We start from the raw sequence: 25026 nt of genomic DNA on the forward strand, positions 1-25026 counted from the left end.
TATTTACTTGATAAATGATATATCTTGCGCCTGTAGGGATAATTGCTCAAACACGATAATCATTATATACACAGATCCCGGCTATTTTATCCATGCCTGTTGTAACAGTTGAACACCGGTGACGATCTGCTCTGTAGTTAGATTGCTGAACCCAAGCTGAACGGTGGGCCTTCGTTCGATAACTGAAGAGGAATAATAACGATTCGTCGGATATACCTTTACGCCATGATACAGTGCCTGATCGATCAGCTCTTCTTCACTACAGGACTGTTGCACCTCCACGAGAAGATACAACCCCGAATGAGCGCCGATAATCCGAATCTCTGTACCAAATGATTCCTGCAGTGCTGTGACGAGCACATGCATTTTGCGGCGATAGATTGCTCGCATTCTACGTATATGAGCGCTCCAGTATCCTTGCTCCATAAAGGAAGCCATCGTCTGCTGATGAAGAACCGACGCGGATTGCTCCACAAAGCTAAACATCTGTCTGTACTGCTCCATCAGGGCAGGAGGCAGCAGCATATAACTTAATCGAATCGACGGCAGGAATCCTTTGGAAAAGGTACCCAGATAGATGACGGCTGCATCCTGCTGAAGGGAAGCAAGAGCAGGAATAGGTTGATGCCGGTAACGAAATTCACTGTCGTAATCATCTTCGATAATATAACCTTGCCGTTCCTCGGCCCACTTCAACAGCTGATAACGTTCTGCTGCCGGCAGTATGGCTCCGGTAGGAAACTGATGGGAAGGAGTAACATAGGCGATTCGGGATAGACTTTGCTTGAGCTGCGAGATATCTATTCCTTTGGACGTTAACGGGATCGGTTCTGTCTGCAAATCCTGCATATGAAAAATCGTACGTGCCCCGTCATAGCCGGGATCTTCTACAGCCAGGGAGTGATAGCCATTCCTCTTCAGCAGGATGGAAAGCTGGAGAAGCAGCTGCTGCGTACCGCTGCCTATAATTACCTGATCCATCGAGGTGCGAATGCCCCGGGATTGCAGCAGATAGAGAGCAATTTGCTGTCTCAGTTCAGGTTCTCCCTGATAATGCCCATAAGTATAGATGTGTGCTTGCTGCAGCACGTAGTTGGCACAATTTCGCCATTTTTTCACGGGAAATACCTGACCATCCACGCTGCCAATCCGAAAGTCGATCAGTACGTTGGATTTCACTAACGCTGGTATGTCTACCGGAGAGAATGTTCTGTCGATAGGAGATAAAGGTTCCTCGACAGGCTCTACATAGTATCCTTTTTTGGGCTCGCTGCGGATATATCCTTCTGCCAGCAGTTGTTCATAAGCATTAAGTGTGGTGTTACGACTAACTCCCAACTGCTGGGCCAACTGACGGATCGAAGGCAGAGCGGTATGTTTCTCTAGTTGTCCTTCTTCAATCAGCGAGCGGATAAAGTGATAGATCTGTATGTATTTGGAGCGGGTATGATCAAGGTGAATCAATAGTTCGTTCATGGTCACAGCCTTCTTTCTTTGGCAGTTATTTAGGCTTCTACTATTCAAGCTTTTACCATCTGACATGCTTTATAGATCTATTTTGTACCTTTTATTCATGTCAGAAATTATAAATACTATATAAGAAACCACATCGACTGTACAGAACAGTCAGGCCATTTGCCAAACATATTGAATAATAAAAGGCTGAACCAGCCGGAAAAGGAGCGAATAATGAATATTATAAAAGCGGATTTGCAGCATTTGGAGGATGTAACTTCCCTGTTTGATCAATACCGGGTATTTTATGGACAGGATAGCGACCGGGCAGCTTGCAGTGCATTTATTGAGGAGCGGATGACCAGAAAAGAGTCGATTATATTTATCGCATACGATGGAGAACAGGCAACCGCTTTTACCCAGCTGTACCCATCGTTTACTTCGATCGGTATTCGGCCTATTTATGTACTGAATGATTTGTTTGTCACACCAGAGTATCGGGGAAAAGGGGCAGGTCGTGCTCTGCTGGAGCATGCTTTTGCATTTGCCGGAACGATGGGAGCCACAAGGGTGATCCTGCAGACACATGTCGATAATCGCGCAGCCAAAGCATTATATGAAAGTGCCGGTATGGAGTTGGATAGACAATATGACCATTATGTAAAAACGATCTAAAAGGATATAGGTCAATAAAAGTTGGAACAATAAAAAGTCCGCTTCGACGATATAGCGAATGCGGACTTTTATTGCAGCTTGTATGCAATGCACCATGGTGATCATGGATATTGCGATATTGATTATAGAGATATTGATTATAGAAATAATATGGATCATGAACACTACATCATCCCTATCATGCATGAATAAATGGATGATGGTTCTCTGACGGCACAAGGCAATTAAAGAGATGGATTAACCAGTCTCATCAGCGCTTCCGGAATGTTCAGCTGATTGTTATCTGTCAGCTTCTGAACCAGTTCATATTCCGGATCTGTTTTGTCAACCGATTTGATCGATTGGACTTCATGATGCAGCCGCTCCATTTTGTAATCCAGAGCGGTAGCGGAATCTGCAGCATCCTTGAGCTCTTTCAGCAGATGCTCCGGTACAGCACCTTCATATTTGTAAAAGATTTTGTGTTCCAGACTTGCCCAGAAATCCATGGCGATTGTGCGGATCTGTACTTCCACATAGACATCTTCCTGCCGATCGGACATAAATACAGGTACCTGAATAATCATATGCAGGCTGCGATAACCGTTGGACTTGGGGTTTCGGATGTAATCCTTGACTTCGATAACGCGGATGTCTGCCTGATTAGTCAGCATCTCGCATACCCGGTAAATATCCTCGGTAAAGGAGCAGGTGATACGCAGTCCGGCAATATCCCGGACAGTCTCCTTAATATCCGACAGACTTTGGGCATAGCCTTTGCGCTGCAGTTTTTTCATAATACTTTCGGGAGATTTGATCCGTGATTTGATATGCTCAATTGGGTTATATTCATGCAGTACATGAAATTCATCGTTCAGAATCTCGATTTTTGTAGTGAGTTCTTTTAGGGCGAATTCATACATCATCATAAAGCGTGTAATATTATTGCGTATTAACTTTAACTGTTCCAGCTGATTTTCCATAATTCTCTCCTGTACTCGTAATAACATAAAACCTTATATACTTAGTATGCCTAAATAATAGTCAAAAAGAAAGTTTACTAAACAAATAGAACCGCTATAAAATGAATATGGATAAATTTGTATTCCCCATCATTGCTTCAAGTGTTAAAATCTACCATATGAGGAGCGAATCTTTCTCTGTCGATCAGCAGAAAGATTCGCTTTTTTATTGATGAACAGTATCATACAGAGGCATAAAAAGAGAATAAAGGGGTCATGTCATGAGTTCCGTCCGTAATTACAGAGCATCGTACCAATCCTATCTAACTCGCCAGGATGTCGATGGAGCCAAAATCAAGTACATTTTTATTATCAACACAATGGAAAGTCTGCAGCGATATATGAAACGCAACAATATGCAGACCGTATTCAACAAATTCTCACCGCTGTCCATGTATGGAGATATTCAGGTACTGGCACAGCTGGGCGGAGAATTTTACCGTTTACCGGAATTTAACGAGAAAAGTGCACCTAAATATACCAAAAACAATATCTATGGACAGGACGCATCTGCGAATGAAAAGGTCGATTTGTTCTCTGATCTGTTCCATACGAGCGAGCTGACTCATATTATCTGGTTTACCGATGAAGAGATTACGCCCTATGTATCGGTTATTCAATCGATGCATGCGCCGCATCTGTTCTGGAACTTTGTATCTATCAAAGGCTATCCGCTGCGCTGCGAAGGTACACTGCCCAAAAATATAAACCTTACCCATGCTCCCAAAATATCCAGTCTGGCTACATCTGTATTGTATCGAAAAGTACTAAATCGGTTCTCCCAATATGTCAATAAAACCGATCTGCCTCTGAGCGGGCGGGTACGTATCAGCCGGACCGAAGATCTGTCAGGCTCTGTTTCTATTATCAAAGGTGCCAAATTACCTGTAGAGCAGATGAATATCAAAATCGGCGTCGGCTGGAAAACGTTTGGAGAAGAGTGTCTCAGCACTGCGATGCTGCTAACCAATGACAAGCTGCTGGATGCAGAAAATATTACTTTTTTCGGTAATAAATCTACAATCGGCATGACGCATATTGACAGCAGGGAGCTGCCGACAGAGGACATGGAGCAGTATATGATTAATCTATCTGCTATTGAACAGGCCAGCCAGGACAAAGTGCTGTTTACCCTGGTGATGCCAGGTGGAGCGCCGGAGCAGCTGTATATCCGCATGCTGACCTACGATAACCGGGAGATTCTTCGTTATTCTATAGACATGAGCGTCTGCCAGGAGAACACCGCGCTGGAGCTGGGCGCGCTCTATATGTACAAAGGAGAATGGCGGTTCCATGCGATCGGTAATGGCTATAATGCCGGTATGGAGAAAATCGGAGCACAGTACGGAATCAGTGATCTGACAGAGAGCTATGATTTCACTCCAGGTATTATCGAGGATATTGCACTGGATGGCAGATCATTTGAATATCATATGCAGGATCTGTTTACCAAACTCGGATATGAAGTTGACATGCCGACCAGTGATCCGTATGCTCCGGATTATGGGGTAGACCTCATTATTACCAAAGCAGGCATTCGGACAGCGGTACAGCTCAAATGCTTTAACAATGTAGTGCCGATCAAGGCGATTCAGGAAGTGTATGCAGGTGCACAGATGTATAACTGCACACGATACATGGTAGTAGCTACCAATTACTTTAGCCGTGCAGCTCTCCAGCTGGCTGAACAGCTGCAGGTGGAAATCTGGGATAAAACGCAGCTAAAAAAGATCGAGGATCGTCTTCGTTCGCGTATTGGTGTCTCGCCGAATCATGAGCTGAAGCTCAAGCTGTCCAAACAGGAATCCGAGGATGAGATTGATATCGATATCTCTGCCTTTCTCGTGGACGAGCATGACCGGTGTCTGGGAGATGATGATCTGGTCTTCTACAATCAACCCGAGCATGCCAGTGGATGTATACGTCTTATTAATGATACAACATGGGAAAAGCTGATGTATCTGAATCTGTCACTCCTGCCGGATCACTGTCAGCGGATCATTATTATCGGTTCTCTGGATGCCTACAAACAGCGGGTCGAGCTGATTATCGATAATGAGCTGGATCTGTACCATACATTTGAATATATGCCTAGTGCCGTATGTGATACGCTGGTGCTGGGTCAATTCCGCAAAATTGATGGAGAGTGGGCTTTTACAACCTCTGACAAGTATTTTGTGGGTGGCTTGGAAGAAGCCTGCAAAATGTACGGACTGGTTGTAGAAGAATAGAGGACTTCCCTAGCAAGCAGATGTAAATAAACCGAATAAAAAAGCTGCCGGGTTCAATTCCGGCAGCTTTTTTTTGCTTCTGATATGTGGTGAGAGGAGAGAGAAGATGATTTGACATGTAACCCGTTTCAACGATTAAAGTGAGAAGTAGATCCACTCACAATAAGAGCAGAGCATTTCCAGTAAGTGCAAAGTACTTCCAGTACGAATAGAGTACTCACCAATAGGGTAGAAAGCTGTTCTTATAGCTGTTCTCGGCGATGTGCTATTTAATAAACACAGTCCTATTGTTCGTTAACTGGGCAGAGAAAAGGCGCGAATATATTTCAAAATCAGGGAGCTGGTAACTTATGAATAATACGGATCGTAAAATTGTATTTATCGATATTGACGGTACGCTGGTCGATGATAATGGGCATGTACCCGAATCCGCTGCATTAGCCTGCAGACAAGCCCGGGAGAATAATCATCTGCTGTTTCTCTGTACAGGAAGATCCAAGGCGGAAATCTATGATTCGATCTGGGATATCGGTTTTGATGGATTGATTGGAGCAGGCGGGGGATATGTAGAGATTGAAAATGAAGTGCTATACCACAAAAAGGTACAACCGGAAGATGTACGTCATATGGTGGATTTTTTTGACCGGCATGGTATCCAGTTTTATCTGGAATCCAATGCCGCGCTGTATGCGAGTGCCGGTCTCAGACCTCAGCTGGAACAGCTGATCTATGGAGATGTTCAGAATGACCCTGCCGCCAGGCAGCGTATGGAACAGATGCCGCATCCGTTTATTGCCGGGCTCACCTACGGCGAATCCAATCTATATAAGGACGATGTTAACAAGGTATGTTTTCTGGATAGCCCATTGCCATTCGAACAGATCCGTGAAGAGTTCGAAGGTAAATTCGAAGTGATCCAATGTACAGTGCCTATGTTTGGCCCAAATAGCGGAGAGCTGATGATTCCCGGTATACATAAAGCGATAGCTATCGCCGATCTGCTGGATCATCTGCAATTGTCCCGTGAACAGACTATAGCTATCGGGGATGGAATGAACGATGCCGAGATGCTGGAATACTGCGCAATTGGAATTGCCATGGGTAATGCGAGACCCGGGTTACTGGAGATCGCAGACGATATTACCGATACACTCGAGCAGGATGGATTATATAAAAGCTTTGTTAAATACGGTTTGACCGACTGTAAATAATCCCTTCCTGTAAGGCAACAAAGTAAACGATAACGGGCGTTCATAAAATTGATCCTCTTCAAAGCTGTGGTAATCCTTTGTTATTGGGTAATAGTAAATAGATGGTACAAAATCATTTGTAGTATTAATTAATCACGCGCTACTAATTAAAACTATTATTCAGGACAATAATTCGCAGAAAACAGGAGGATCATTATGACTAAACAATTCGATATTATCTTTATTGGAAGTGGACAGGGAGCATGGAATGCAGCATTGCCGCTTAGCCAATCGGGCAAAAAAATAGCCATGATTGAACGGGATAAAATTCTGGGCGTATGTACCAACTACGGATGTAACCCCAAGATTATTCTGGATGGACCGATCAAAGTAATGGAAGATGCAGAGCTATTCGGTGCAGCTGGACTAACCAGCGAATTCAAGCTGGACTGGCAAAAGCTGATGGATCATAAAAACAAAATTCTCGGAGCACTGCCGGATAAAATGGAGCAAAATCTGAAGCAGGCCGGTATCGAAATTATTCGTGGAGAAGCCCGCTTCGTTGATGACCATACGGTTGAAGTAAACAACGAGCAGTATGCAGCAGAGAATATCGTAATCGCTGCGGGTCACCGTCCGGCTACACTCGGTATACCGGGAGAAGAGTATATGCAGACCAGCAACGAGTTCCTGTACTTGCCGGAATTGCCAGAACGCATCGTGTTTATCGGTGCCGGTTATGTATCGATGGAGCTGGCTTCGATCTCGGTCAAAACGGGGGCTGAAGTACATGTTGTTCAATCTTCGGATCATATACTTAATGGATTTCCGCAGCCTTATGCCAATAAATTGATCGAAAAAATGAAACAAGACGGTATTCAATTCCATTTCAACGATCATGTGACTGCTGTAGAGCAGCAGGGCAGTGAGCTGACAGTTACTACGGAGAAGGGACTGCAGCTAACGGCAGGTCTGGTTATTAACGCAACTGGTCGTGTGCCAAATGCAGATCAGCTGAATCTGGAAGCGGCTGGTGTAGAATATAATAAACACGGCATTGTAGTTAATGATCGTCTGCAGACATCACAGCCACATATCTATGCGACAGGCGATATTCTTGACAAAACGCAGCCGCGCCTGACACCAACAGCCGTATTTGAAGCCAAATACCTGGCCGGTTCGCTGATGGGTATGATCAATGCTCCAATTAAGTATCCGCCTATTGCTACGATTGCTTTTACAGTACCGAGAATCGCCCAGATCGGTATCAGTATCGAAGAAGCGGAACAATCAGAAGAGTATACAGTCAAACCGATCGAGCTGGGTAAGCAGTGGGACTTTGCCGGACGCAATGATACCGAAGCCCATCTGACACTGATCTATAATCAGGAGCAAAAGCTGGTCGGTGCAGCAGCCTACAGCCAGGAAGCGCTAGAGATCATCAACAGTCTGACTCCTGTGATTACGCTGGGTCTGACAGCCGAAGATGCGGACAAACTTATTTATGCTTTCCCATCCTTTGAGACAATGATTCCAAGCTATTTGCATCAGGCCAAATAACAAATCAGGATTTACAGTATCGTTGGTTAAGTAAGGTTGATTAAATAAGAGATCTATGTTCAAATGGCAGCTCCTGTGCTTTTTTAATACGAAGTATTCTCTAAACGAACAAGCCGATTCCCTGGGGCCAAGGGAATTGGCTTGTTTTGTTTGAAGCACAGACAATTTTAGGCAGGACAGGTACAGGCGGTTTCTTCGTTCATTCTCTGTCCTCGTATTGCCCGACTATAGAAATTTCCTGTATGCTGAATAAATGGATCTTACAGCAGTAAAGCCTAGAGGAGGTTACTAATGAACGAAGAGCAATTCATCGAATATTGTTTATCATATCCGGGAGTGTACAAAGATTATCCGTTTGATGAGACATGGACAGTGATGCGGCATAAAGGCAATAAAAAGTCATTTGCGCTTATTTTCCAGCGTCATGGTCATCTATGTGTGAATCTGAAATGTGATCCGCTCAAGGCAGATTTTCTGCGTACCCTGTATACGGATGTACAGCCTGGATATCATATGAACAAGGAGCACTGGAACACTGTGAATCTGGAAGGCGAGATTCCGCTGGAAGAGATCCAGGATATGGTGGAACACAGCTATCACCTCACACAGCCGAAAATCCGCAAGAAAAAATCACAGGATTAACCCGGCAAGAAAATAGTCAGTGTCTTTTTTATCTGCTATGCAGCAGGGAGACGGGGAAGCAGACTTTCTTTTCTCAAGAGAGAGTATCAGAACTGATATGCTGATGTCTCTTGTACCGCTGCCATTGCATACATACGAGCAGAACAGCAGCAATGGTCAGGATTACACCCAACAGTCGAAATCCTGCAAAGGTAAATTGTGTTCCCGCTACAATGCTGATCAGCAGGGAAGACAAAATGGTGCCTATATATCGGGAGGTACTGAACAGCCCTGATGCTACACCAATGATCTCCTTGGGCGAAGCTGCAAACAAAGCTGCCTGCATACCAACATTATTCAGCCCATTACTGATGCCAAAAGCACCTAGCGCCATACAGATACCGATCATGCCCGAATCAGGACCCAGAGCAACCAGTCCTATAGAACCCAGTGTCATGAACATCGCAGAGAAGAGTAAAGCAGGGCCTGGTCCTGAGCGGTCAATCCATCGTCCGGCCACAGGAGAGACCAGCAGCGAGCATATTCCCAGACTGAGCATCAGGATTCCTGTATTCAATTCGCTGATATGCCGTACAATCTGCAGATAAGAGGGCAGCCCGAAAAATACAGCATAAAAGATAAGATTAACAACCACAAATTCGATATTAACCCATGTCATTGCAGGATGACGAGCAAATATACGCAAAGGAATAAAAGGAGATGCCGCTCGCCGCTCATGCCATATAAATGCTGCCAATAGAATAATACCTGCCAGTCCGACCGTAAACGAATATACAGATAAGCTATGTGAGGATTGGGCAGACAATACTCCCAGCAGCAGAGCAACCAGACCCAGGGTAAAAAGAAAGATGCCTGCTGCATCTATTCGGATCATCCATTTGCCAAGTGTCAGCCGGTCTGCCTTAGGTATCGATGCTTTGTCGTCCGGAATCACTTTCCAGGCCAATAGCATGCTGGCGATCACAAATGGAATATTTCCCAGAAAAATCGCTCGCCAGTCCCACCAGTACATTAATAATCCCCCGATAAAAGGTCCTATCGCTGCTGCTCCGGACAAAAAAATCGATAATACCGACAGAGCGGTGGACTGCTTCTCTGTGATATGAATACGCACAATGGCCATGCCAACGGCTACCATCATGCTGGTGCCGATAGATTGTACAATGCGGAATACAATCAGCCAGCCAAAGCTTATCGATAACGGAGCACATAGTGAGACGATAAAAGAGACCAAAAGCCCGGCCAGAAATATTTTCCGGCGGCCAAACAAATCACTGGCTCTGCCCATCACCGGCTGGGTAACCGCACTGGCAATATAAAAGGCAAAAATAATCCAGCTTACGGCAGTGTAATTCAATTGAAACGTATGCTGCAAGTTGGGAATAGCTACAGCAACCATCGACGAGTTCAATGGATTCAGCATAATACCCAATCCGATCGAAATCATTAACCACCAGCTGCGCTTGCTCATTATATAACTCCTCCTCTGAATACGATAATTTCATCATAAGAGAGGTGATTCATTTACTCCAACGCCTTTTATGTTATGATCTCATTGACTACAAGGAATGAATGGAGGTGAGCCTATGGAGCTGCTTCAGCTGCAATACTTTGTGACTGTAGCACGGATAGAGCATATGACCGAAGCGGCCCGGCATCTGCATGTCACCCAATCTTCGCTTAGCAAGACAATTCAGCGGCTGGAAGAAGATCTGGGCGTGCCTTTATTTGATCGGACCGGGAGAAATTTGCGGTTGAATGAAGCCGGACAGCGATTCCTTCAGCGTACTGAAAAGGCATTATTGGAATTAGAACAGGGGAAACGGGAAATCAGGGATTTGGCTCATCGCCAATCCATCACGCTTGAACTGGCAGTAACTACAGCAAGCACATTGCCTGGTATTCTGAAAACATTCCGCCAGCAACGACCGGATATTCAATTTCATGTACAGATGCTAGCCCTGCAGGAGATGACGGCATTGCTTGAGCAGGGTGAAGTGGACTTTTGCCTCTCATCGCCACCGGTATATGGGGAAAATATTGAATGCCAGATTGTATATAATGATCCGATTCTGGTTGCTGTTCCCAAAGGGCATCCGTTGTGTGAACGAAAGCGTGTTTCCCTGAATGAACTTGCAGAAGAATCATTTGTAGGAGTTCGAACAGGCTACGGTATACGTAATCAGGTCGATGCCGCTTGTCAATCTGCCGGATTTGTACCCAGGTATGTCTATGAAGGAGACGAGCCCGCCAGACTCGGTACTCTGGTGGCGATGGGAATAGGTATTGCTTTTATGCCGGGAACTGCGAAAGATCCGTACGAGCCTATCCATTATCTGGCTTTGCAGCATAATGAATTGAGCAGGGAGATTGCGCTGTTATGGAATCGGAATCGCTATATTTCGCAGGCTGCCCTGGAGTTTCGCCAGATTGTAGTGGATTATTTTGAGACGGTGAACCAGTCAATAGAGTAGTGTATACAGCCAAACAGACCCTATTCCATCTGTTGAATAGGGTCTGTTTGGCTGTACTGCAATCTGCTGTATTGCATTGTTCTATTTACCCAGTGGAGAAGTGGAGTCGAATAAGTGCTGATAGGAGATCATGCCGTATCCATACAGATTATCTTTGCCAGGCACGCCCAGATCAACAGCAGTCGAGCTAATTGCCTGACGAATCTGTTCGTTGGTGCTGTTCGGATACGCTTCTTTTAGTACAGCAGCCAGTCCGCTAACAAAAGGAGCAGAGACAGAGGTACCGTCACGCAGCTCGTACTTGCCATTGTTGGCTGTACTGATAATAGATACACCGGGTGCAGCTACATCGGCTTCACTGCCGGAAGCGGAGAAATCAGCTCGTTCCAACTGACTGTCCACGGTAAGAATACCCATCACCTCAGGGGAGCGTGCAGGGTACTCGACTGTATCGGCAGCAGCATCGGCGGTACCATGATTTCCGGCAGAAGCGATCATGAGTATCCCTTTGCCATGGGCAGATTGCAGCATCTGTTCGACAGCAGGCGAAGCTTGTGGAAAAGAAATAGACATATTGATAATATCTACATTTTGCTGAATCGCCCAGTTCAATCCTTCGGCGAGATCCTCTGTCGTTCCACTTCCCTGCTTATCTAGAATTTTCACGGCGTACAGCTGGGCATCAGGCGCTTGTCCGATCAATCCTTTGCCATTATTCAATGCGCCGATGACTCCTGCGACAAAAGTGCCGTGTCCGTTATCATCCGTATATTCGGACGTATAATCGACTGTGGATATGCCGCTTGCTATTTTCAGATCGGAATGCGGCGAGATGCCGGTATCCAGAATTGCTACTTTTACATTTTTTCCAGTATATTGTTTCTGGAATCCAATCTCGGCATCTACGGTCTGATATCCCCATGAAGCCTGTTCTCCTTTGGTCACACTGACGGATTGTACCGAATTGCTCTGAATAGCATTCGTATATTTGACGCTTGGTTCAATGTGTGAAATGCCCTGCTGCCGGGATAGCTCGCTTTTTTGAGCTGGAGTCAGGGTAATCGCTACCATACTCAGATAATCAAGATTAATCATGTGGGAATGGGTAGCTGTGCCGGCGAGTCGGGAGAGTGTCTCTTTGCCATTCTCGTTGCTGTAGCTAACCAGATAACGTCCTGTCCCATCTTGAGAAGCGAGGATAGCTGTTAGCGGCTGTGCAGAATAGCCAAGAAGAGTATATGCAAGCGGAACAGCAGTTAATGCTGATAACAATATCATTTTTTTGAATACAGTGTGAATGGTCAGTGTCATGGGATCATAACTCTCCTTGTCAAAGCCTGCCTGACGATCCGGCAAACAGGCTTTCCCAGCATTAATGAAGTCTTTTCAGATCAGATACCCGGCAGCACGACAGTGTAGATAGCATTTTGCTTGGCTTCAAATTTCATTCCATATGGATATTCATCATCGTAATGCGTAAGCTCGGCAGACAGATATTCTTTTTGACCGTTTGGATAAGTAGCATGAATCTTCAGCCGTGTCAGGTCGTTTTCGTCGATATCGCGGTTCTCTACCGGCAAGTTCAGCCAGATACCTCCCTGAGGAAAATCATTAATGAATTCCATCGGTGTACCCTGGGCGCCATCTGGCTTGGCGGCACCGTGATCGGTATGAAGGTGTATATTCAAATCCCCGATCAGAGTTGATACGGTATCAGGCGGGAGCATCAGCTGCCCGTACAATGCATAAATGAATACACCCTGATGAGATACGGAGAATAGCTCTGCTGCCCGCTGCCTGAATACAAAGTAAAGATCTCCTACCTGTTTCTTTTCCGCAGGCGGCATACCGAAGATGCCGATAGTTCCGCCATCTTTGCGCAGCATATCTGCAGTCAGTGCCGCTTCTTTGGGGCCGATAGTAAGCTTGTCTTTCAGCCAGGCTGAATCGCTGACTTGTCTCTCTACGGCTATACTAATCGGCAGTCTTCCACCAGGCTCATTGCTGACCATATCACCGGTGACATAACTGACACCTGCTGGATCTTCGGCTTCTGGAAGTTGGGACACAATAGTCGGAGGATCGGTTGGAATTTGGATGATGTTACTGTCATCCTCCGAAGTGGAGTCTGCTGTCTTCTCTGCAAAATAGGCGCTGCCTTCAGGGGCAGAAATCATATCTGCCGGAGCCAGAAAACAAATGGCGATTAATGCAACTGCACCCGTAACCTGTACAACGGGCTTGCGTGCGAATTGTGCTGCTTTTTTCAGGATGCGACTTGCTCTCATCGATACTATCCCCTCGTTCCCCTATTAGTATGATGCATAAGCGTAGATGATATACCCTGGCTGCCTAACGATGCAGCTGCCATACGGGTCTGTTTCCAGTAGGTGACTGATATGTTCTTATAAACGAATATTCCTTTTACTGGAATCTAATATAATATTTAACGGAAATTACACAAGGGAATGTTATACTTTATAGAAAAGTTGGTTGGTAAGTCTGTAACTGCAATCGATCAACCAGAAAATATATGTAATTACTAACAATCCAGCCGGATAAAGGAGCAATAATTAAGATGAGTCCAATAATAAAGGGTCGTCAAACAGCGGAAATCGAAGGTTCCTTTGTCGTATTCATTATCGGAGTGCGGATCAATAAATGGCTGGCTGTTCATCGGTGGCTGCCGGTTATGCAATCGATGGGACCTATGCTGAGTGAACTATACGCGAATAAAGATTTGGGCTTTCTGGACGCGTCTTATTTTATCTCCGGACGTGGATTATCGATAGTGCAGTACTGGCGTTCCTACGAACAATTGGAGCAGTATGCACGCGGTGGAGCCAAGCATCTACAAGCGTGGCAGGACTTCAATCGCAAAGCCAGAGCGGGGGAAGCGGTGGGGATTTATCATGAAACCTACGCGGTAGAGGCAGGCGCCTATGAATCTATTTATATTAATATGCCCCCCTCTGGACTGGGTAAAGCAGGCCGGCTAAAACCTGTATCTGCAGGACGAGAGACTTCAAGAGAGCGCATGACAACGGATAAATCAGACCATTCATCATAACGATACGATTGCAGTGTAACCGGATTGATTTTACAGTAAACTGGAAGGTTAATAATGGTTGAACTGAATTCTTGTCTCAACAAGGAGGCCGACACATGACAAACCTGGATGGGAAGAAAAGGCTGGTAATTGTCGGAAATGGTATGGCTGGTATTAACACGGTGGAGCATATTCTCAAGCTGTCTCCACAGATGTATCAGATTACGGTATTTGGGAGTGAGCCGTATCCCAATTACAATCGGATTCAGCTGTCTTACGTACTGGAAAAAAGCAAATCGATCGAAGAGATCATTTTGAATGATCGCGACTGGTATGATGCGCATGGAATCGAGCTGTACACAGGAACCCAGGTAACCGCTATAGATACCGGATCCAAAACAGTACAGGCCAGCAATGGGATGGTTGTCGCTTATGACCGGCTGGTGATTGCTACCGGCTCGCGTCCATTTATGCTGCCGGTACCGGGAGTGGACAAGCAGGGCATTGTGGGATTCCGTGATATTGCCGATTGCGAGCAAATGCTCCATGCAGCAGATCTATACCGCAAAGCGGCTGTGATCGGAGGAGGACTGCTTGGTCTGGAAGCAGCCAAAGGACTGCTCAAGCTGGGAATGGATGTGACCGTAGTCCATTTGTTCAAAGAATTGATGGAACGTCAGCTGGACCCGGTAGCTTCGCATATGCTGCAGGCCGAGCTAGAGAGCCAGGGTCTCAAGTTTGCGACAGGCAAACAAACTGCTGAATTTCTTGGAGATGAGCGCGTCAGTGGAATACGATTTGCAGACGGAACCGAACTGGAAGCCGAGTTTGTCGTCATGGCAGCAGGAATCAAGCCTAATATCGAACTGGCTCAGTCTGCGGGACTCGCGGTGAATCGCGGGATTCTGGTCGATGATTATATGCGTACTTCAGCACCCGATGTGTATGCAGTAGGCGAATGTAACGAACACCGCGGAATCTCCTACGGTCTGGTAGCTCCTTTGTTTGAACAGGGAGCTGTACTGGCCAAGCATCTATGCGATATTGAGACATCGCCATATGAAGGCTCGGTCGTATCGACCCAGCTTAAGATCTCGGGCGTGGATGTGTTCTCGGCGGGTGAATTTATGGATAACGAAGACCTGGCCGTCGTGCGGATGCATGATGACTGGCGGCGAATTTACAAAAAAGTACTTATGCGCGGAGGGCGCATCGTCGGTGGAATCCTGGTCGGCGATGGACGTGAAGCGTCGCGGCTGCAGCAGTGGATTCGTACCGGCGCAGTGATGACTGAAGCAATTCATACCGCCATAGTAGGACAGGGCGCACCCGATACAGAGAATACAGTCGCCGATCTGGCAGACGAAGAGATTGTATGCGGTTGCAATGGTGTCAGTAAAAAACGAATTGTCGATGCGATTACAGAAAATGGGCTGACGACGGTAGATGAGATCAAGTCTACGACCAGTGCCTGTCGTTCCTGCGGCGGCTGCCGTCCTGTTATTGAGCAGATTCTGCAGTATGTGCTGGGTGATCAGTATGACTCTGCTGCTGCCAAAAAGGAAACGATCTGTTCCTGTACGTCACTCAGCCGTGATGAAGTCGTACGCGAGATCAAGGAAAAAGGACTTATCACCTCGCAGGAGGTTCGCTATGCACTGGAGTGGAACAACAAAGAAGGCTGCTCCAAATGCCGACCGGCACTCAATTATTATCTGGGCATGATCTGGCCGGCTGAGCATGTAGATGAGCGGGATTCCCGTTTTGTAAATGAACGCATGCATGCCAATATCCAAAAAGATGGTACATTCGGTGTCGTTCCCCGCATGTATGGCGGTGTAACCACACCCGAAGATCTGCGCCTGATTGCGGATATCGCTGTTAAATATAATGTGAAAATGGTCAAAGTCACCGGTGGACAGCGTCTCGATCTGCTCGGAATCAAAAAAGAAGATCTGCCCAACATCTGGAGAGACCTGGGAATGCCGTCAGGGTACGCCTATGCCAAAGCGCTACGTACTGTAAAAACCTGTGTCGGTTCCCAATTCTGTCGATTCGGTACCAAGGATTCGATTACGATGGGAGTGCTGATCGAGAAGCGATTCGAACGACTCGATATGCCGGCCAAGTTCAAAATGGCGGTTAACGGCTGTCCGCGTAACTGTGCCGAATCTTCTACCAAAGATATCGGGATCGTCGGTAATGAAGGAGCATGGGAAATTTATGTCGGCGGTAACGGAGGAATCAAGGCACGGCTGGCAGAGCTGCTTTGCAAAGTAAAAACAGACGAAGAGCTGCTGGAGATTATAGCTGCTTTTATCCAGTATTACCGCGAGACCGGCAAATACCTGGAGCGAACCTCGGACTGGATTGAGAGAATCGGTCTGCCAAAAGTGATGGATGTCGTTGTTAATGACCTGGACAGCCGCTATGCTCTGGTCGAGCGAATCGAGCTGGCGCTGAGTCAGGTGCAGGAGCCGTGGAATGAGATTCTGGATAATCAGAACCTGCGCGAGAAAATGTTTGACGATGTGCGGATTTCGACGACCCAATCCTAAGGAGGCGTGTATCGATGTCTTCATCTGCAGCAGATCCGAATTATACGTATTATGAGGTGGGCAGCATAGATGATTTTATGGAAAGGGTAGGCAGACGAGTCATCATCGGTGAACAGGAAATTGCCCTGTTCAAAACATCCGACGGTGCCCTGTATGCCCTGGAAAATAAAAGCCCGGGCCCCAAAGGCGGTACACTCGTTGAAGGAATGGTCTCAGAACATATTCTTTTCGATCCTATCTGCGACTGGCGCATCCGAATGACCGATGGACAGGTACTCGATCCCGATACCGGTCAGGTAACTACCTATCCGGTGCTGCTGAGCGGGGAACGCGTGCATATCGGTATTCCAAAGAGTGGAGGCGAATCAGACAATGACCAAAGAACTTGAAGGCAAAACGATCGTGATCACCGGTTCCAAAATTCCGGAAGATATGGCAGAAGTGATTGAGCGCAGGGGAGGAAAAGCACGGGTTCGTTCTTTACAGGGATTGGTGCCCGCTGATCCTGCCGAAATCGATAAGGACGTCCGGCAGCTGACAGAGCAGGGGGCGGACTGGATTATTTTCACAACCGGTATCGGCTATGAAGCGATCTACAAATCGGCAGAACGGCAAGGTATTCTACCTCTGTTTGAAGAACGCCTGCAAAAAGCCAAAGTAGCCTGTCGCGGTTACCGCACCAAGGCTTATCTCAAAAAATCCGGTGTGCATCCAGTTGTTAGCGCAGATGACGGGACAATCGCCAATATGATCGACAAGCTGAATGCTTTTGATTTTAATGGCTGTCAGGTGTGGCTGCAGCTTCATGGAGAATTAACGTCCCAGCTGCACGACTTTATCAGTAGTGAGCCGGGGATGAAAGTACAGGCCGTACTGCCTTATCGCTATCAGGCGCCGGACAGGGAGATACTGGCGCAGCTAACCGATGAACTGCTCCAGCATCAGGTTGATGCGGTTAGCTTTACTACCCAGGTGCAGGTTAATTACCTGTTCGACTATGCCAAAGAGCATGGACAGCAAGAAGCACTTCAAGATACATTTAATCATCATGTACTGGCCGCAGCTGTAGGCAAAGTTACTGCGGATGCTTTGCGCGAAGAAGGCATCACACGTATTGTCGTACCGGAACTGGAACGAATGGGGGCGATGATCGTCGAGATTGCCCATTTTTTTGAAGAGCAGTCCGTTGAGAAAAATGAGGAATAGACATCTATACTATCAGGTATTTCATTGTATATGGATGAGCCGTGAGGATAGAGTACAGATAGACAGCTGCAGCTAAATATAAGCGTTACCCTCTGTTCAATAGACAGAGGGTATTTTTATGGAAATGAAAGATATCCAGCGTAAACCAATGCTCGCTTTTCCTTACTCCATAATATAGGCGTACATAAAATGTTATGTATCCGGTAGTTATCTGCAGTCATAGATACTAATATGTCAGAAAAAATGCTTTATAATGATGGGTAACTTTAGATTATTAATTAAGTGGTATAAATAATATATTACAGTTCATGTATTTTATCTTCATTTTATGTAGATTACTGTCGATATACTACGTAGTTTGACTATTTAGTTGTTTATTCAACAGGAGCGGGGGAAATTCTTTGTCTTTTTCAATGCGATGGAAGTTATATTTGAGTTTTGCGTGTATTATTTTGCTTTTACTGGTGACTGTAATCGTCTCCAATATGATGACCCAGCGAATCACCCAGTTAACCAGCCATATTATGCTGGCGCAGGAGCGTCTGGAAAATGCCCAGATGCTTAATTTGTTTGCGCGTATGGCGAATGATGATGGTGCCCATTATCTGCTTGCACCCGATCATCTGAAAGACAATTTTAAAAGTCGTTATCAGGCCGATACCGAATCGGTCAAAAAAATGGTTCAGCATATGAAAATACTTACTAAGGGCGAAGCCTCAGACAATATTCAGCAGTTTGAAGCCCATTGGAACACATATCAGCAAAACGCGGAAGATATTATGAGCCTGAGAGAAGCAGGCAATCTGACAATTGCGCAGGAACGTTTTACCCGGCGTTCATTCGACCCGGTAGCTTTCTCGCTATTATCATTTGTCAAGGAAGAAGAAGCCAAGGTTCAACAATACAAGGAGCAGATTGCGAATACGAGTCAGACCAGTCTGATGGTGAATATCGTGATGGCTGCAGCTGCTACACTGCTGTCGCTGGCTATTGCCTTTTTGCTGTCTAACTATCTGATCCGCCGTATCCGACTGCTAAAGGAATCAGCTATTACCGTGGCCCAGGGCGATCTATCGGTAGAAGAACTTCATTTTAAAGGCAAAGATGAACTGACCGATCTGGCAGCAGCATTCAATACCATGACCCAATCGCTGCGCTCGGTCATCAGCAGTGCCGGAGATGTGTCGATGCAGGTGGCTGCATCTTCCGCTCAGCTTCAGTCCAGCGCAGAGCAGACGAGCACAGCGACCGAGCATATCGCTGTAATTATGCAGGATATTACAGCAGGAACCGAGAAGCAGGCCAATCATATCGATAACGATATGCAGGTGATCAATCAGCTGTCCAATAATGTACAGCAGATCTCGGCCAATAACCAGACAGTGCTGAATACCGTCCATACCACCTCGACCACAGCTGCCCAGGGTAAACTGGATCTGGTCAATGCGATTCAACAGGTACGTGTTATTGAAGAAAGCAATAGCAAGCTCGACCGGATCGTAGCCGGACTGAACAACCAGGCGATTCAGATTGGACAGGCCATCCAGCTCATTATGCAGATTACCAAGCAGACCGAATTGCTGGCACTTAATGCGAGCATCGAAGCAGCACGCGCTGGTGAACAGGGCAAAGGATTTGCTGTAGTTGCCGGAGAGGTGCGCAAGCTGGCCGAGCAGTCCAAAGATTCTGCGAACCAGATTGCTTCCCTGATCAACGGTATACAGAGTGAAGCAGGAATTGCCAAGGAAGAAATGACTCATGGAACGATGGAAGTACAAAAAGGAATCCAGTTGATCGAAGTGGCAGGCCATTCCTTTGAAGGCATTATGCAGCTCATCCAGCAGGTAGAGCAGGATATAGAGGGAGTTACGCACTCTACGACGTATATCAAGGAAGATACAGAAAAGATGGTTGTTACTATGGATCAGATATCCGGAATCGCCAGGGAGAATGCATCCAGTACCCACAGTATTGCTGCTTCGACCGAAGAACAGCTGGCTTCGATGGAAGAAATCTCTGCTTCATCGGCAGCTCTGGCCAGTCTGGCCGAAGAATTGAGTGATCTGATCGGCAAATTCAAACTGGCAAAAGAGGAAAACGGACAATGAGAACAAAAATACTATTGCTTATAAGTGCTGTACTAATGACATTTACGCTGGCCTCCTGTTCCAATGCCAAGACCGAAGACGTAGCTCTGACATTCTGGACGACTACCGACAAAGGAGCGCAGACCGAATTTCTGCAAAAAAGGATAGATGCATTTCAGGCAGAGCATCCGCATATCAAAGTCACTCTGGCATCTGTCGATTTTGGGGCAGCGTCCAACCAATTCAAATCTGCGCTGCTGAGTAATGAGCAGGTCGATGTATTCCGCGCGGACAACAGCTGGATACCGGAATTTGCAGATCTGGATCTTTTATATCCGCTTGATCAGCTGGCTAATGCAAATGACAAATCCGGTTATGTAGAATCGGCGCTGAAATCCGACGAATATCAGGGGAATCTGTATGGATTGCCTTCGGTACTGGAAGCGCCAGCGCTTCTGTATAACAAGCGCATTTTGCAGGAAGCCGGCTATGCTTCTCCACCGGCCACTATGGATGAACTGCTGCAGATCGCCCGGAAAGTATCGACAGGCGATCGGTATGGTATCTATCTGAATAATGACTCCTATTATGCGCTGCCTTATCTATGGGCATTCGGTGGAGGAACAATCAGCGATGATCGCCAGATCGAAGTGACTTCAGCTGATTCCATAAAGGCGTTCTCGTTTATGCTTCAGCTCAAACAGCAGGGTGTCACACAGAAATACCCGGATTTCAACGATTCCTACAGCAGAATGATGAAGGACTTTACCGATGGGAAATCCGCCATGATTATCAATGGTCCATGGGCGATTCTGGAGCTTCTGAATGGTAAAGAGTTCAAGGATGCCGATAATCTGGGAATTGCCCAGATTCCAGCAGGACCCAAAGGACAGGGTTCTCCAATAGGCGGACACAGCTTTGTCGTCTCCAAATACAGCAGCTATCCCAAGGAATCCTATGAGCTTATCAAGTATCTAACCAGTGCAGATACCCAGCTGCTCCAATCACAGACACTGAGAACACTGCCTACGCAGAAGAGTGTCTATGATGATCAGAAGCTGGCGAATGATCCGATTATTCAGGGATTCAAAGCCCAGGTAGACGTTGCCAAAGCAAGACCGTTGATCCCGGAAGGTTCGCAGATGTTTAATGATTTCACTCCTAATCTTACGAATATCCTGCTTGGCAAAGAATCAGTGGCAGCAGGTGTACACAAGATCGAGGAAGCATGGAAGCTAATGCTCAATATCAAATAGGGAAAGTAATGAATAAAAAGGAACTCAACCATCTGTTTATATAACAGATGTACTTGGCAAAAAAAAATACCAGAAGCCGTGAACATGCTCACGGCTTTTTTGGTATGTCGTTTTGGACAGACTCATCATTACGCGCTTGGAACACTTGATAAATTGCAGCTTCTCGGCAGCTTTTATCCTGTGTAAGGGACAGGTACAGCGCATATCCGTAGTAGAATATAGCGATATGGGATAAATCCCTTATTTTTACATATGAGAATACCGAAGGAATAGACAGTAAATAAATGATAATTCAGAATAAACGCCTTTATGAACAAATTAGCCGTTTTCTTGTCGTTGTGAAACTGCTAGACTCTATATGGATTCAGGTGACATACTGACCACATCAATATACAGGAGGTGTTTTGAAAGCGCTTCAATAAATTATGGTAATGCACTCTTGTATGAATATATCAGATTCAGGGAGGGATTTAATTCATGCATTTTTATAAACGCAAGCAGTTAAGCAGACAGATATGGTCCAGAACTCTTATTATGATCATCATTCTGTCACTCGTATATCCTGCTGTTCCGGCTTCTGTGCAGGCAGAAAATACCGTATTAGTGAATGAAGATTTTGGTCGCTATCCGTCAGGATCTTTTACTATAGGCAGCGGTAACGCATGGGGCAAGGAAGGCGCTGCACCTGTTGTCCGTATCGTCAAAGAAACCGTCACCGGAATCACGTATGCGGATATAAAAAATACATCTTCCGGTTCTTCCTATATCGGCCAGCGTTTTGCTGCACAAACCGGCGGTATGGTTGCCGAATTCGATATTCGTATACCGGGTCAGAATGGTGGTTCCCTGTATATGATGGACGGCAAAATCAATGCGACCAGTGCTGCAGCAGTAAATACCGGTATCGGATCAGGCAGTATACAGGGTACATTTTCTGCGAATCGCATTGCCTATGATCCGTCTACCTGGTATCGACTTCAATATGTTATTAACATCCCTGGCCAGACGTATAAGACAACTATTACCGATCTGTCGACAGGCCGTATTATAGCCGAGTGGCAGGAAGCATTCCGTAATAAAGTAGCTCGAATCAGCAGCGTCGGATTCTATCTGGGACGAGACGGTGGCACTATTCAGCTCGCAAATGCACACGTTACCAATCTGGACCTGAATCTGAGCAACTTACAGGTAAAAGCGCAGGATTTTACACCAGGATTAACTCCTGGTTTTGATCCATCGGTGCTCCAGTACCAGATGGAAGTTCCGTATTCTGTGAATACGCTCGATATTGCAGCTACAGCGAGTGATGCCGACAAGGTACAGCTGAATGTCGGAGATCGTCCGGCCACTAGCGGCGCTTCCATACCGTTTACGCTGGATGGATTATCGACTACGATTCCGATTCGTGTCATATCCGACACGTATACGGACATTTCTCGTACGTATACACTGAATGTGACCCGACTGGAGCAATATCCCGATCTTCGGTATGTCACTTCGGAAGCTCATAATGGCAAGGTCAAGATCGGTTGGGAAGAGACGATTGATCCTACTTATACCGAAGCCCATATTTATCAGGCACAAAAAAATCAGAAGCTCAAGCTGGTGGATACAGTCGCACGCGGCACCTATATATCTACAATTGATAAGCTGAAAAACAATACAACGTATACCTTTGTTGTCAAAGCTGCTTTTGAAGATGGCAGCGAATCAGCAGGAGTCACCCTCCAGGAGACGCCTGTCCAACTGCCGCCTCTTCAGATGGAATATCTGAATCGAGGATTGGTGGCTATCCCCAAAGCCGGTGGTATTTATGTGAGCTGGCGCCTGCTCGGTACCGATCCGGATTCTATTGGATTTGACCTCTATCGGGATGGCAAAAAAGTAAACACCGACCCGATCCGCAGCACCACGAACTTTCTGGATGCAGGTGGTAACCGCCAGTCGACGTATTATGTACAGGCAGTAGGCGGCAAAGTAGGACCCAAAAAATCCGAGACGGCCAAAGTCTGGAGCAGCGATCATCTGAGTATTCCGCTGCGTAAACCGGCAGATGGCAAAACAGTTACCGGCGAAGTCTATTCCTACAGCGCCAACGATGCAACGACTGCAGATCTGGATGGAGACGGACAATACGAGATTATTCTCAAATGGATCCCATCTAACGCCAAGGATAATTCACAGAGTGGCCATACCGGCAGCACACTGGTAGATGCCTACAAACTGGATGGCACTTTCCTGTGGCGGGTTGCCCTGGGACCCAATATTCGCTCTGGTGCCCATTATCTCGATATGATGGCATACGATCTGGACGGTGATGGCAGAGCCGAAGTGGCTTTCCGCACAGCAGATGGAACAGTGGACGGACAGGGCAAAGTTATCGGTAATGCCAATGCTCGTTATGCCAATGAGAGCGGTTATATTCTGAGTGGTCCCGAATATTTCTCGATCTTTGAAGGAATAACAGGCCGCGAACTTGTTACCGAAAATTATGAACCGGCACGCGGAGATGTGGCTTCATGGGGAGATAGCTATGGCAACCGGGTTGACCGCTTTCTGGCGACGATCGCCTATCTGGATGGCGAACGACCAAGTCTGGTTATGCAGCGTGGTTATTACACCCGTATGGTTCTGGTCGCTTATGACTGGAGAGATGGCAAGCTGACCAAGCGCTGGACTTTTGATTCCAGTACACCAGGGAATGAGAAATATGCCGGACAGGGGAATCACCAACTGTCTGTCGCCGATGTAGACAATGATGGCAAGGACGAAATTATTACAGGCGCTGCGGCTATCGACCACAATGGATCAGGGTTATGGGTAAGCGGACTGGGACATGGTGATGCGATGCATGTCAGCGATCTTAATCCTCAGCGTCTCGGTCTGGAAGAATGGGCGGTCCAGGAGAATACGAATGCTGCCTATTCCGCGGATCTCAAAGATGTCCGAACAGGCCGTGTTCTCTGGGGACAGCCACAGCTGGGGATTGATGTCGGACGCGGATTGAGCGCAGATATCGACCCAAGGTATCCGGGAGCCGAGATGTGGGCTATTGATGGAGAGTGGAATAGTGCAACAGGTGGTCTATTTACAGCATCAGGAGAGAAAATCGCCAGCCGTATTCCTTCCTCCAACTTTGCAATCTGGTGGGATGGAGATCTGAGCCGTGAACTGCTGGATCATCATTTCACTACAGAGCCTGTTCGCCAGGGTGTGCCGAAGATTGATAAATGGGATTATACCAATGAGCGCTTGCGTAATCTGATTACATTTACCGGTAATCTGTCTAATAATGATACCAAGGGCAATCCGGCACTACAGGCAGATATACTGGGTGACTGGCGTGAAGAATTGGTACTGCGCAATGCCGACAGTACCGAGCTGCACCTCTATTCCACGACCGAACAGACCAATTACCGATTCGTCACACTGATGCATGATGCGGTCTACCGTCTGGGAATTGCCTGGCAAAATACAGGCTATAACCAGCCTCCGCATACGGGCTATTATCTGGGAACCGGTATGGAGCAGCCTGAACCGTCCAATATTCGTGTTATTCAATGGGGAAGCAAGTCATAGACGAAGTATCGTGGTAGTAATAAATACGAATGTCGTAGCCATGTATATGACTTCGCAAATAAG

General features: G+C 46.5%; 18 protein-coding genes. 13 read left to right on the top strand and 5 right to left on the bottom strand.

Annotated elements, in window-relative coordinates:
* Positions 1-81 precede the first annotated feature (81 nt).
* Positions 82-1476 (bottom strand): MocR-like pyridoxine biosynthesis transcription factor PdxR, encoded by a 1395-nt coding sequence (pdxR, locus tag AR543_RS13990; protein WP_060535099.1) that lies wholly within the window; start codon positions 1474-1476, stop codon positions 82-84.
* A 213-nt stretch (positions 1477-1689) separates the two neighbouring features.
* Here pdxR and AR543_RS13995 point away from each other — a divergent pair, with 213 nt between their 5' ends.
* The gene (locus AR543_RS13995; protein WP_060535100.1) at positions 1690-2130 is read left to right on the top strand and encodes a GNAT family N-acetyltransferase; all 441 of its coding nucleotides are present in this window, start codon (positions 1690-1692) and stop codon (positions 2128-2130) included.
* Between the two features lie 224 nt (positions 2131-2354).
* Here the strand turns inward: AR543_RS13995 and AR543_RS14000 are convergent, their stop codons facing one another.
* Positions 2355-3092 (bottom strand): GTP pyrophosphokinase, encoded by a 738-nt coding sequence (locus AR543_RS14000; RefSeq protein WP_174703746.1) that lies wholly within the window; start codon positions 3090-3092, stop codon positions 2355-2357.
* A gap of 260 nt (positions 3093-3352) precedes the next feature.
* On the opposite strand from AR543_RS14000, the gene AR543_RS14005 reads away from it, so the two are divergent.
* From AR543_RS14005 to AR543_RS14020, 4 genes are all read left to right on the top strand, one after another.
* Complete coding sequence (locus tag AR543_RS14005; protein ID WP_060535101.1) at positions 3353-5362, top strand: TerD family protein; 2010 nt, start codon at positions 3353-3355, stop codon at positions 5360-5362.
* Positions 5363-5712: 350 nt separating this feature from the next.
* Positions 5713-6573, top strand: a complete 861-nt coding sequence (locus AR543_RS14010) for a Cof-type HAD-IIB family hydrolase (protein ID WP_060535102.1) — start codon at positions 5713-5715, stop codon at positions 6571-6573.
* A gap of 195 nt (positions 6574-6768) precedes the next feature.
* The gene (locus AR543_RS14015) at positions 6769-8112 is read left to right on the top strand and encodes a dihydrolipoyl dehydrogenase family protein (RefSeq protein WP_060535103.1); all 1344 of its coding nucleotides are present in this window, start codon (positions 6769-6771) and stop codon (positions 8110-8112) included.
* A 291-nt stretch (positions 8113-8403) separates the two neighbouring features.
* Positions 8404-8754 carry an MmcQ/YjbR family DNA-binding protein gene (locus AR543_RS14020; RefSeq protein ID WP_060535104.1) on the top strand — a complete coding sequence of 117 codons (351 nt, stop codon included), beginning with the start codon at positions 8404-8406 and terminating at the stop codon, positions 8752-8754.
* Between the two features lie 73 nt (positions 8755-8827).
* Here AR543_RS14020 and AR543_RS14025 read toward each other — a convergent pair whose 3' ends face one another.
* Positions 8828-10225: an MFS transporter gene (locus AR543_RS14025; RefSeq protein WP_060535105.1), complete on the bottom strand. Its 1398-nt coding sequence runs from the start codon at positions 10223-10225 to the stop codon at positions 8828-8830.
* 115 nt (positions 10226-10340) lie between these two features.
* On the opposite strand from AR543_RS14025, the gene AR543_RS14030 reads away from it, so the two are divergent.
* Positions 10341-11228 (top strand): LysR family transcriptional regulator, encoded by an 888-nt coding sequence (locus tag AR543_RS14030; RefSeq protein WP_060535106.1) that lies wholly within the window; start codon positions 10341-10343, stop codon positions 11226-11228.
* Positions 11229-11309: 81 nt separating this feature from the next.
* Here AR543_RS14030 and AR543_RS14035 read toward each other — a convergent pair whose 3' ends face one another.
* Positions 11310-12539: a S8 family peptidase gene (locus tag AR543_RS14035; protein WP_060535107.1), complete on the bottom strand. Its 1230-nt coding sequence runs from the start codon at positions 12537-12539 to the stop codon at positions 11310-11312.
* Between the two features lie 80 nt (positions 12540-12619).
* Positions 12620-13516, bottom strand: coding sequence for a hypothetical protein (locus tag AR543_RS14040; RefSeq protein WP_060535108.1), 897 nt, complete (start codon positions 13514-13516; stop codon positions 12620-12622).
* 290 nt (positions 13517-13806) lie between these two features.
* Here AR543_RS14040 and AR543_RS14045 point away from each other — a divergent pair, with 290 nt between their 5' ends.
* From AR543_RS14045 to AR543_RS24920, 7 genes are all read left to right on the top strand, one after another.
* On the top strand, positions 13807-14298 hold the full coding sequence (locus AR543_RS14045; protein WP_060535109.1) for a DUF4188 domain-containing protein: 492 nt from the start codon (positions 13807-13809) through the stop codon (positions 14296-14298).
* Between the two features lie 95 nt (positions 14299-14393).
* Entirely contained in the window at positions 14394-16835 is a 2442-nt protein-coding gene (gene nirB, locus AR543_RS14050; protein ID WP_060535110.1) for a nitrite reductase large subunit NirB, read from the top strand.
* Positions 16836-16849: 14 nt separating this feature from the next.
* Positions 16850-17224, top strand: a complete 375-nt coding sequence (locus tag AR543_RS14055) for a nitrite reductase (NAD(P)H) small subunit (RefSeq protein WP_060535111.1) — start codon at positions 16850-16852, stop codon at positions 17222-17224.
* Positions 17208-18041, top strand: a complete 834-nt coding sequence (locus AR543_RS14060; RefSeq protein WP_060535112.1) for a uroporphyrinogen-III synthase — start codon at positions 17208-17210, stop codon at positions 18039-18041. The genes AR543_RS14055 and AR543_RS14060 overlap by 17 nt, the downstream gene beginning before the upstream one ends.
* A 431-nt stretch (positions 18042-18472) precedes the next feature.
* On the top strand, positions 18473-20149 hold the full coding sequence (locus AR543_RS14065) for a methyl-accepting chemotaxis protein (RefSeq protein WP_174703747.1): 1677 nt from the start codon (positions 18473-18475) through the stop codon (positions 20147-20149).
* Positions 20146-21384 (top strand): extracellular solute-binding protein, encoded by a 1239-nt coding sequence (locus AR543_RS14070; protein WP_060535114.1) that lies wholly within the window; start codon positions 20146-20148, stop codon positions 21382-21384. The genes AR543_RS14065 and AR543_RS14070 overlap by 4 nt, the downstream gene beginning before the upstream one ends.
* A gap of 477 nt (positions 21385-21861) precedes the next feature.
* On the top strand, positions 21862-24963 hold the full coding sequence (locus AR543_RS24920; protein WP_060535115.1) for a rhamnogalacturonan lyase family protein: 3102 nt from the start codon (positions 21862-21864) through the stop codon (positions 24961-24963).
* Positions 24964-25026: the final 63 nt, after the last annotated feature.

This window comes from Paenibacillus bovis (genome assembly GCF_001421015.2).
In the GTDB taxonomy this organism is placed as follows: Bacteria; Bacillota; Bacilli; order Paenibacillales; family Paenibacillaceae; genus Saccharibacillus; species Saccharibacillus bovis.

Bases quoted from the DNA above. Each gene is read 5' to 3' on its own strand.
- pdxR (WP_060535099.1), bottom strand. From the start codon at position 1,476: ATGAACGAACTATTGATTCACCTTGATCATACCCGCTCCAAATACATA.
- AR543_RS14000 (WP_174703746.1), bottom strand. From the start codon at position 3,092: ATGGAAAATCAGCTGGAACAGTTAAAGTTAATACGCAATAATATTACA.
- AR543_RS24920 (WP_060535115.1), top strand. From the start codon at position 21,862: ATGCATTTTTATAAACGCAAGCAGTTAAGCAGACAGATATGGTCCAGA.
- AR543_RS14025 (WP_060535105.1), bottom strand. From the start codon at position 10,225: ATGAGCAAGCGCAGCTGGTGGTTAATGATTTCGATCGGATTGGGTATT.
- AR543_RS13995 (WP_060535100.1), top strand. From the start codon at position 1,690: ATGAATATTATAAAAGCGGATTTGCAGCATTTGGAGGATGTAACTTCC.
- AR543_RS14055 (WP_060535111.1), top strand. From the start codon at position 16,850: ATGTCTTCATCTGCAGCAGATCCGAATTATACGTATTATGAGGTGGGC.
- AR543_RS14015 (WP_060535103.1), top strand. From the start codon at position 6,769: ATGACTAAACAATTCGATATTATCTTTATTGGAAGTGGACAGGGAGCA.
- AR543_RS14060 (WP_060535112.1), top strand. From the start codon at position 17,208: ATGACCAAAGAACTTGAAGGCAAAACGATCGTGATCACCGGTTCCAAA.
- AR543_RS14045 (WP_060535109.1), top strand. From the start codon at position 13,807: ATGAGTCCAATAATAAAGGGTCGTCAAACAGCGGAAATCGAAGGTTCC.
- AR543_RS14035 (WP_060535107.1), bottom strand. From the start codon at position 12,539: ATGACACTGACCATTCACACTGTATTCAAAAAAATGATATTGTTATCA.
- AR543_RS14040 (WP_060535108.1), bottom strand. From the start codon at position 13,516: ATGAGAGCAAGTCGCATCCTGAAAAAAGCAGCACAATTCGCACGCAAG.
- AR543_RS14020 (WP_060535104.1), top strand. From the start codon at position 8,404: ATGAACGAAGAGCAATTCATCGAATATTGTTTATCATATCCGGGAGTG.
- AR543_RS14010 (WP_060535102.1), top strand. From the start codon at position 5,713: ATGAATAATACGGATCGTAAAATTGTATTTATCGATATTGACGGTACG.
- nirB (WP_060535110.1), top strand. From the start codon at position 14,394: ATGACAAACCTGGATGGGAAGAAAAGGCTGGTAATTGTCGGAAATGGT.
- AR543_RS14030 (WP_060535106.1), top strand. From the start codon at position 10,341: ATGGAGCTGCTTCAGCTGCAATACTTTGTGACTGTAGCACGGATAGAG.
- AR543_RS14005 (WP_060535101.1), top strand. From the start codon at position 3,353: ATGAGTTCCGTCCGTAATTACAGAGCATCGTACCAATCCTATCTAACT.
- AR543_RS14070 (WP_060535114.1), top strand. From the start codon at position 20,146: ATGAGAACAAAAATACTATTGCTTATAAGTGCTGTACTAATGACATTT.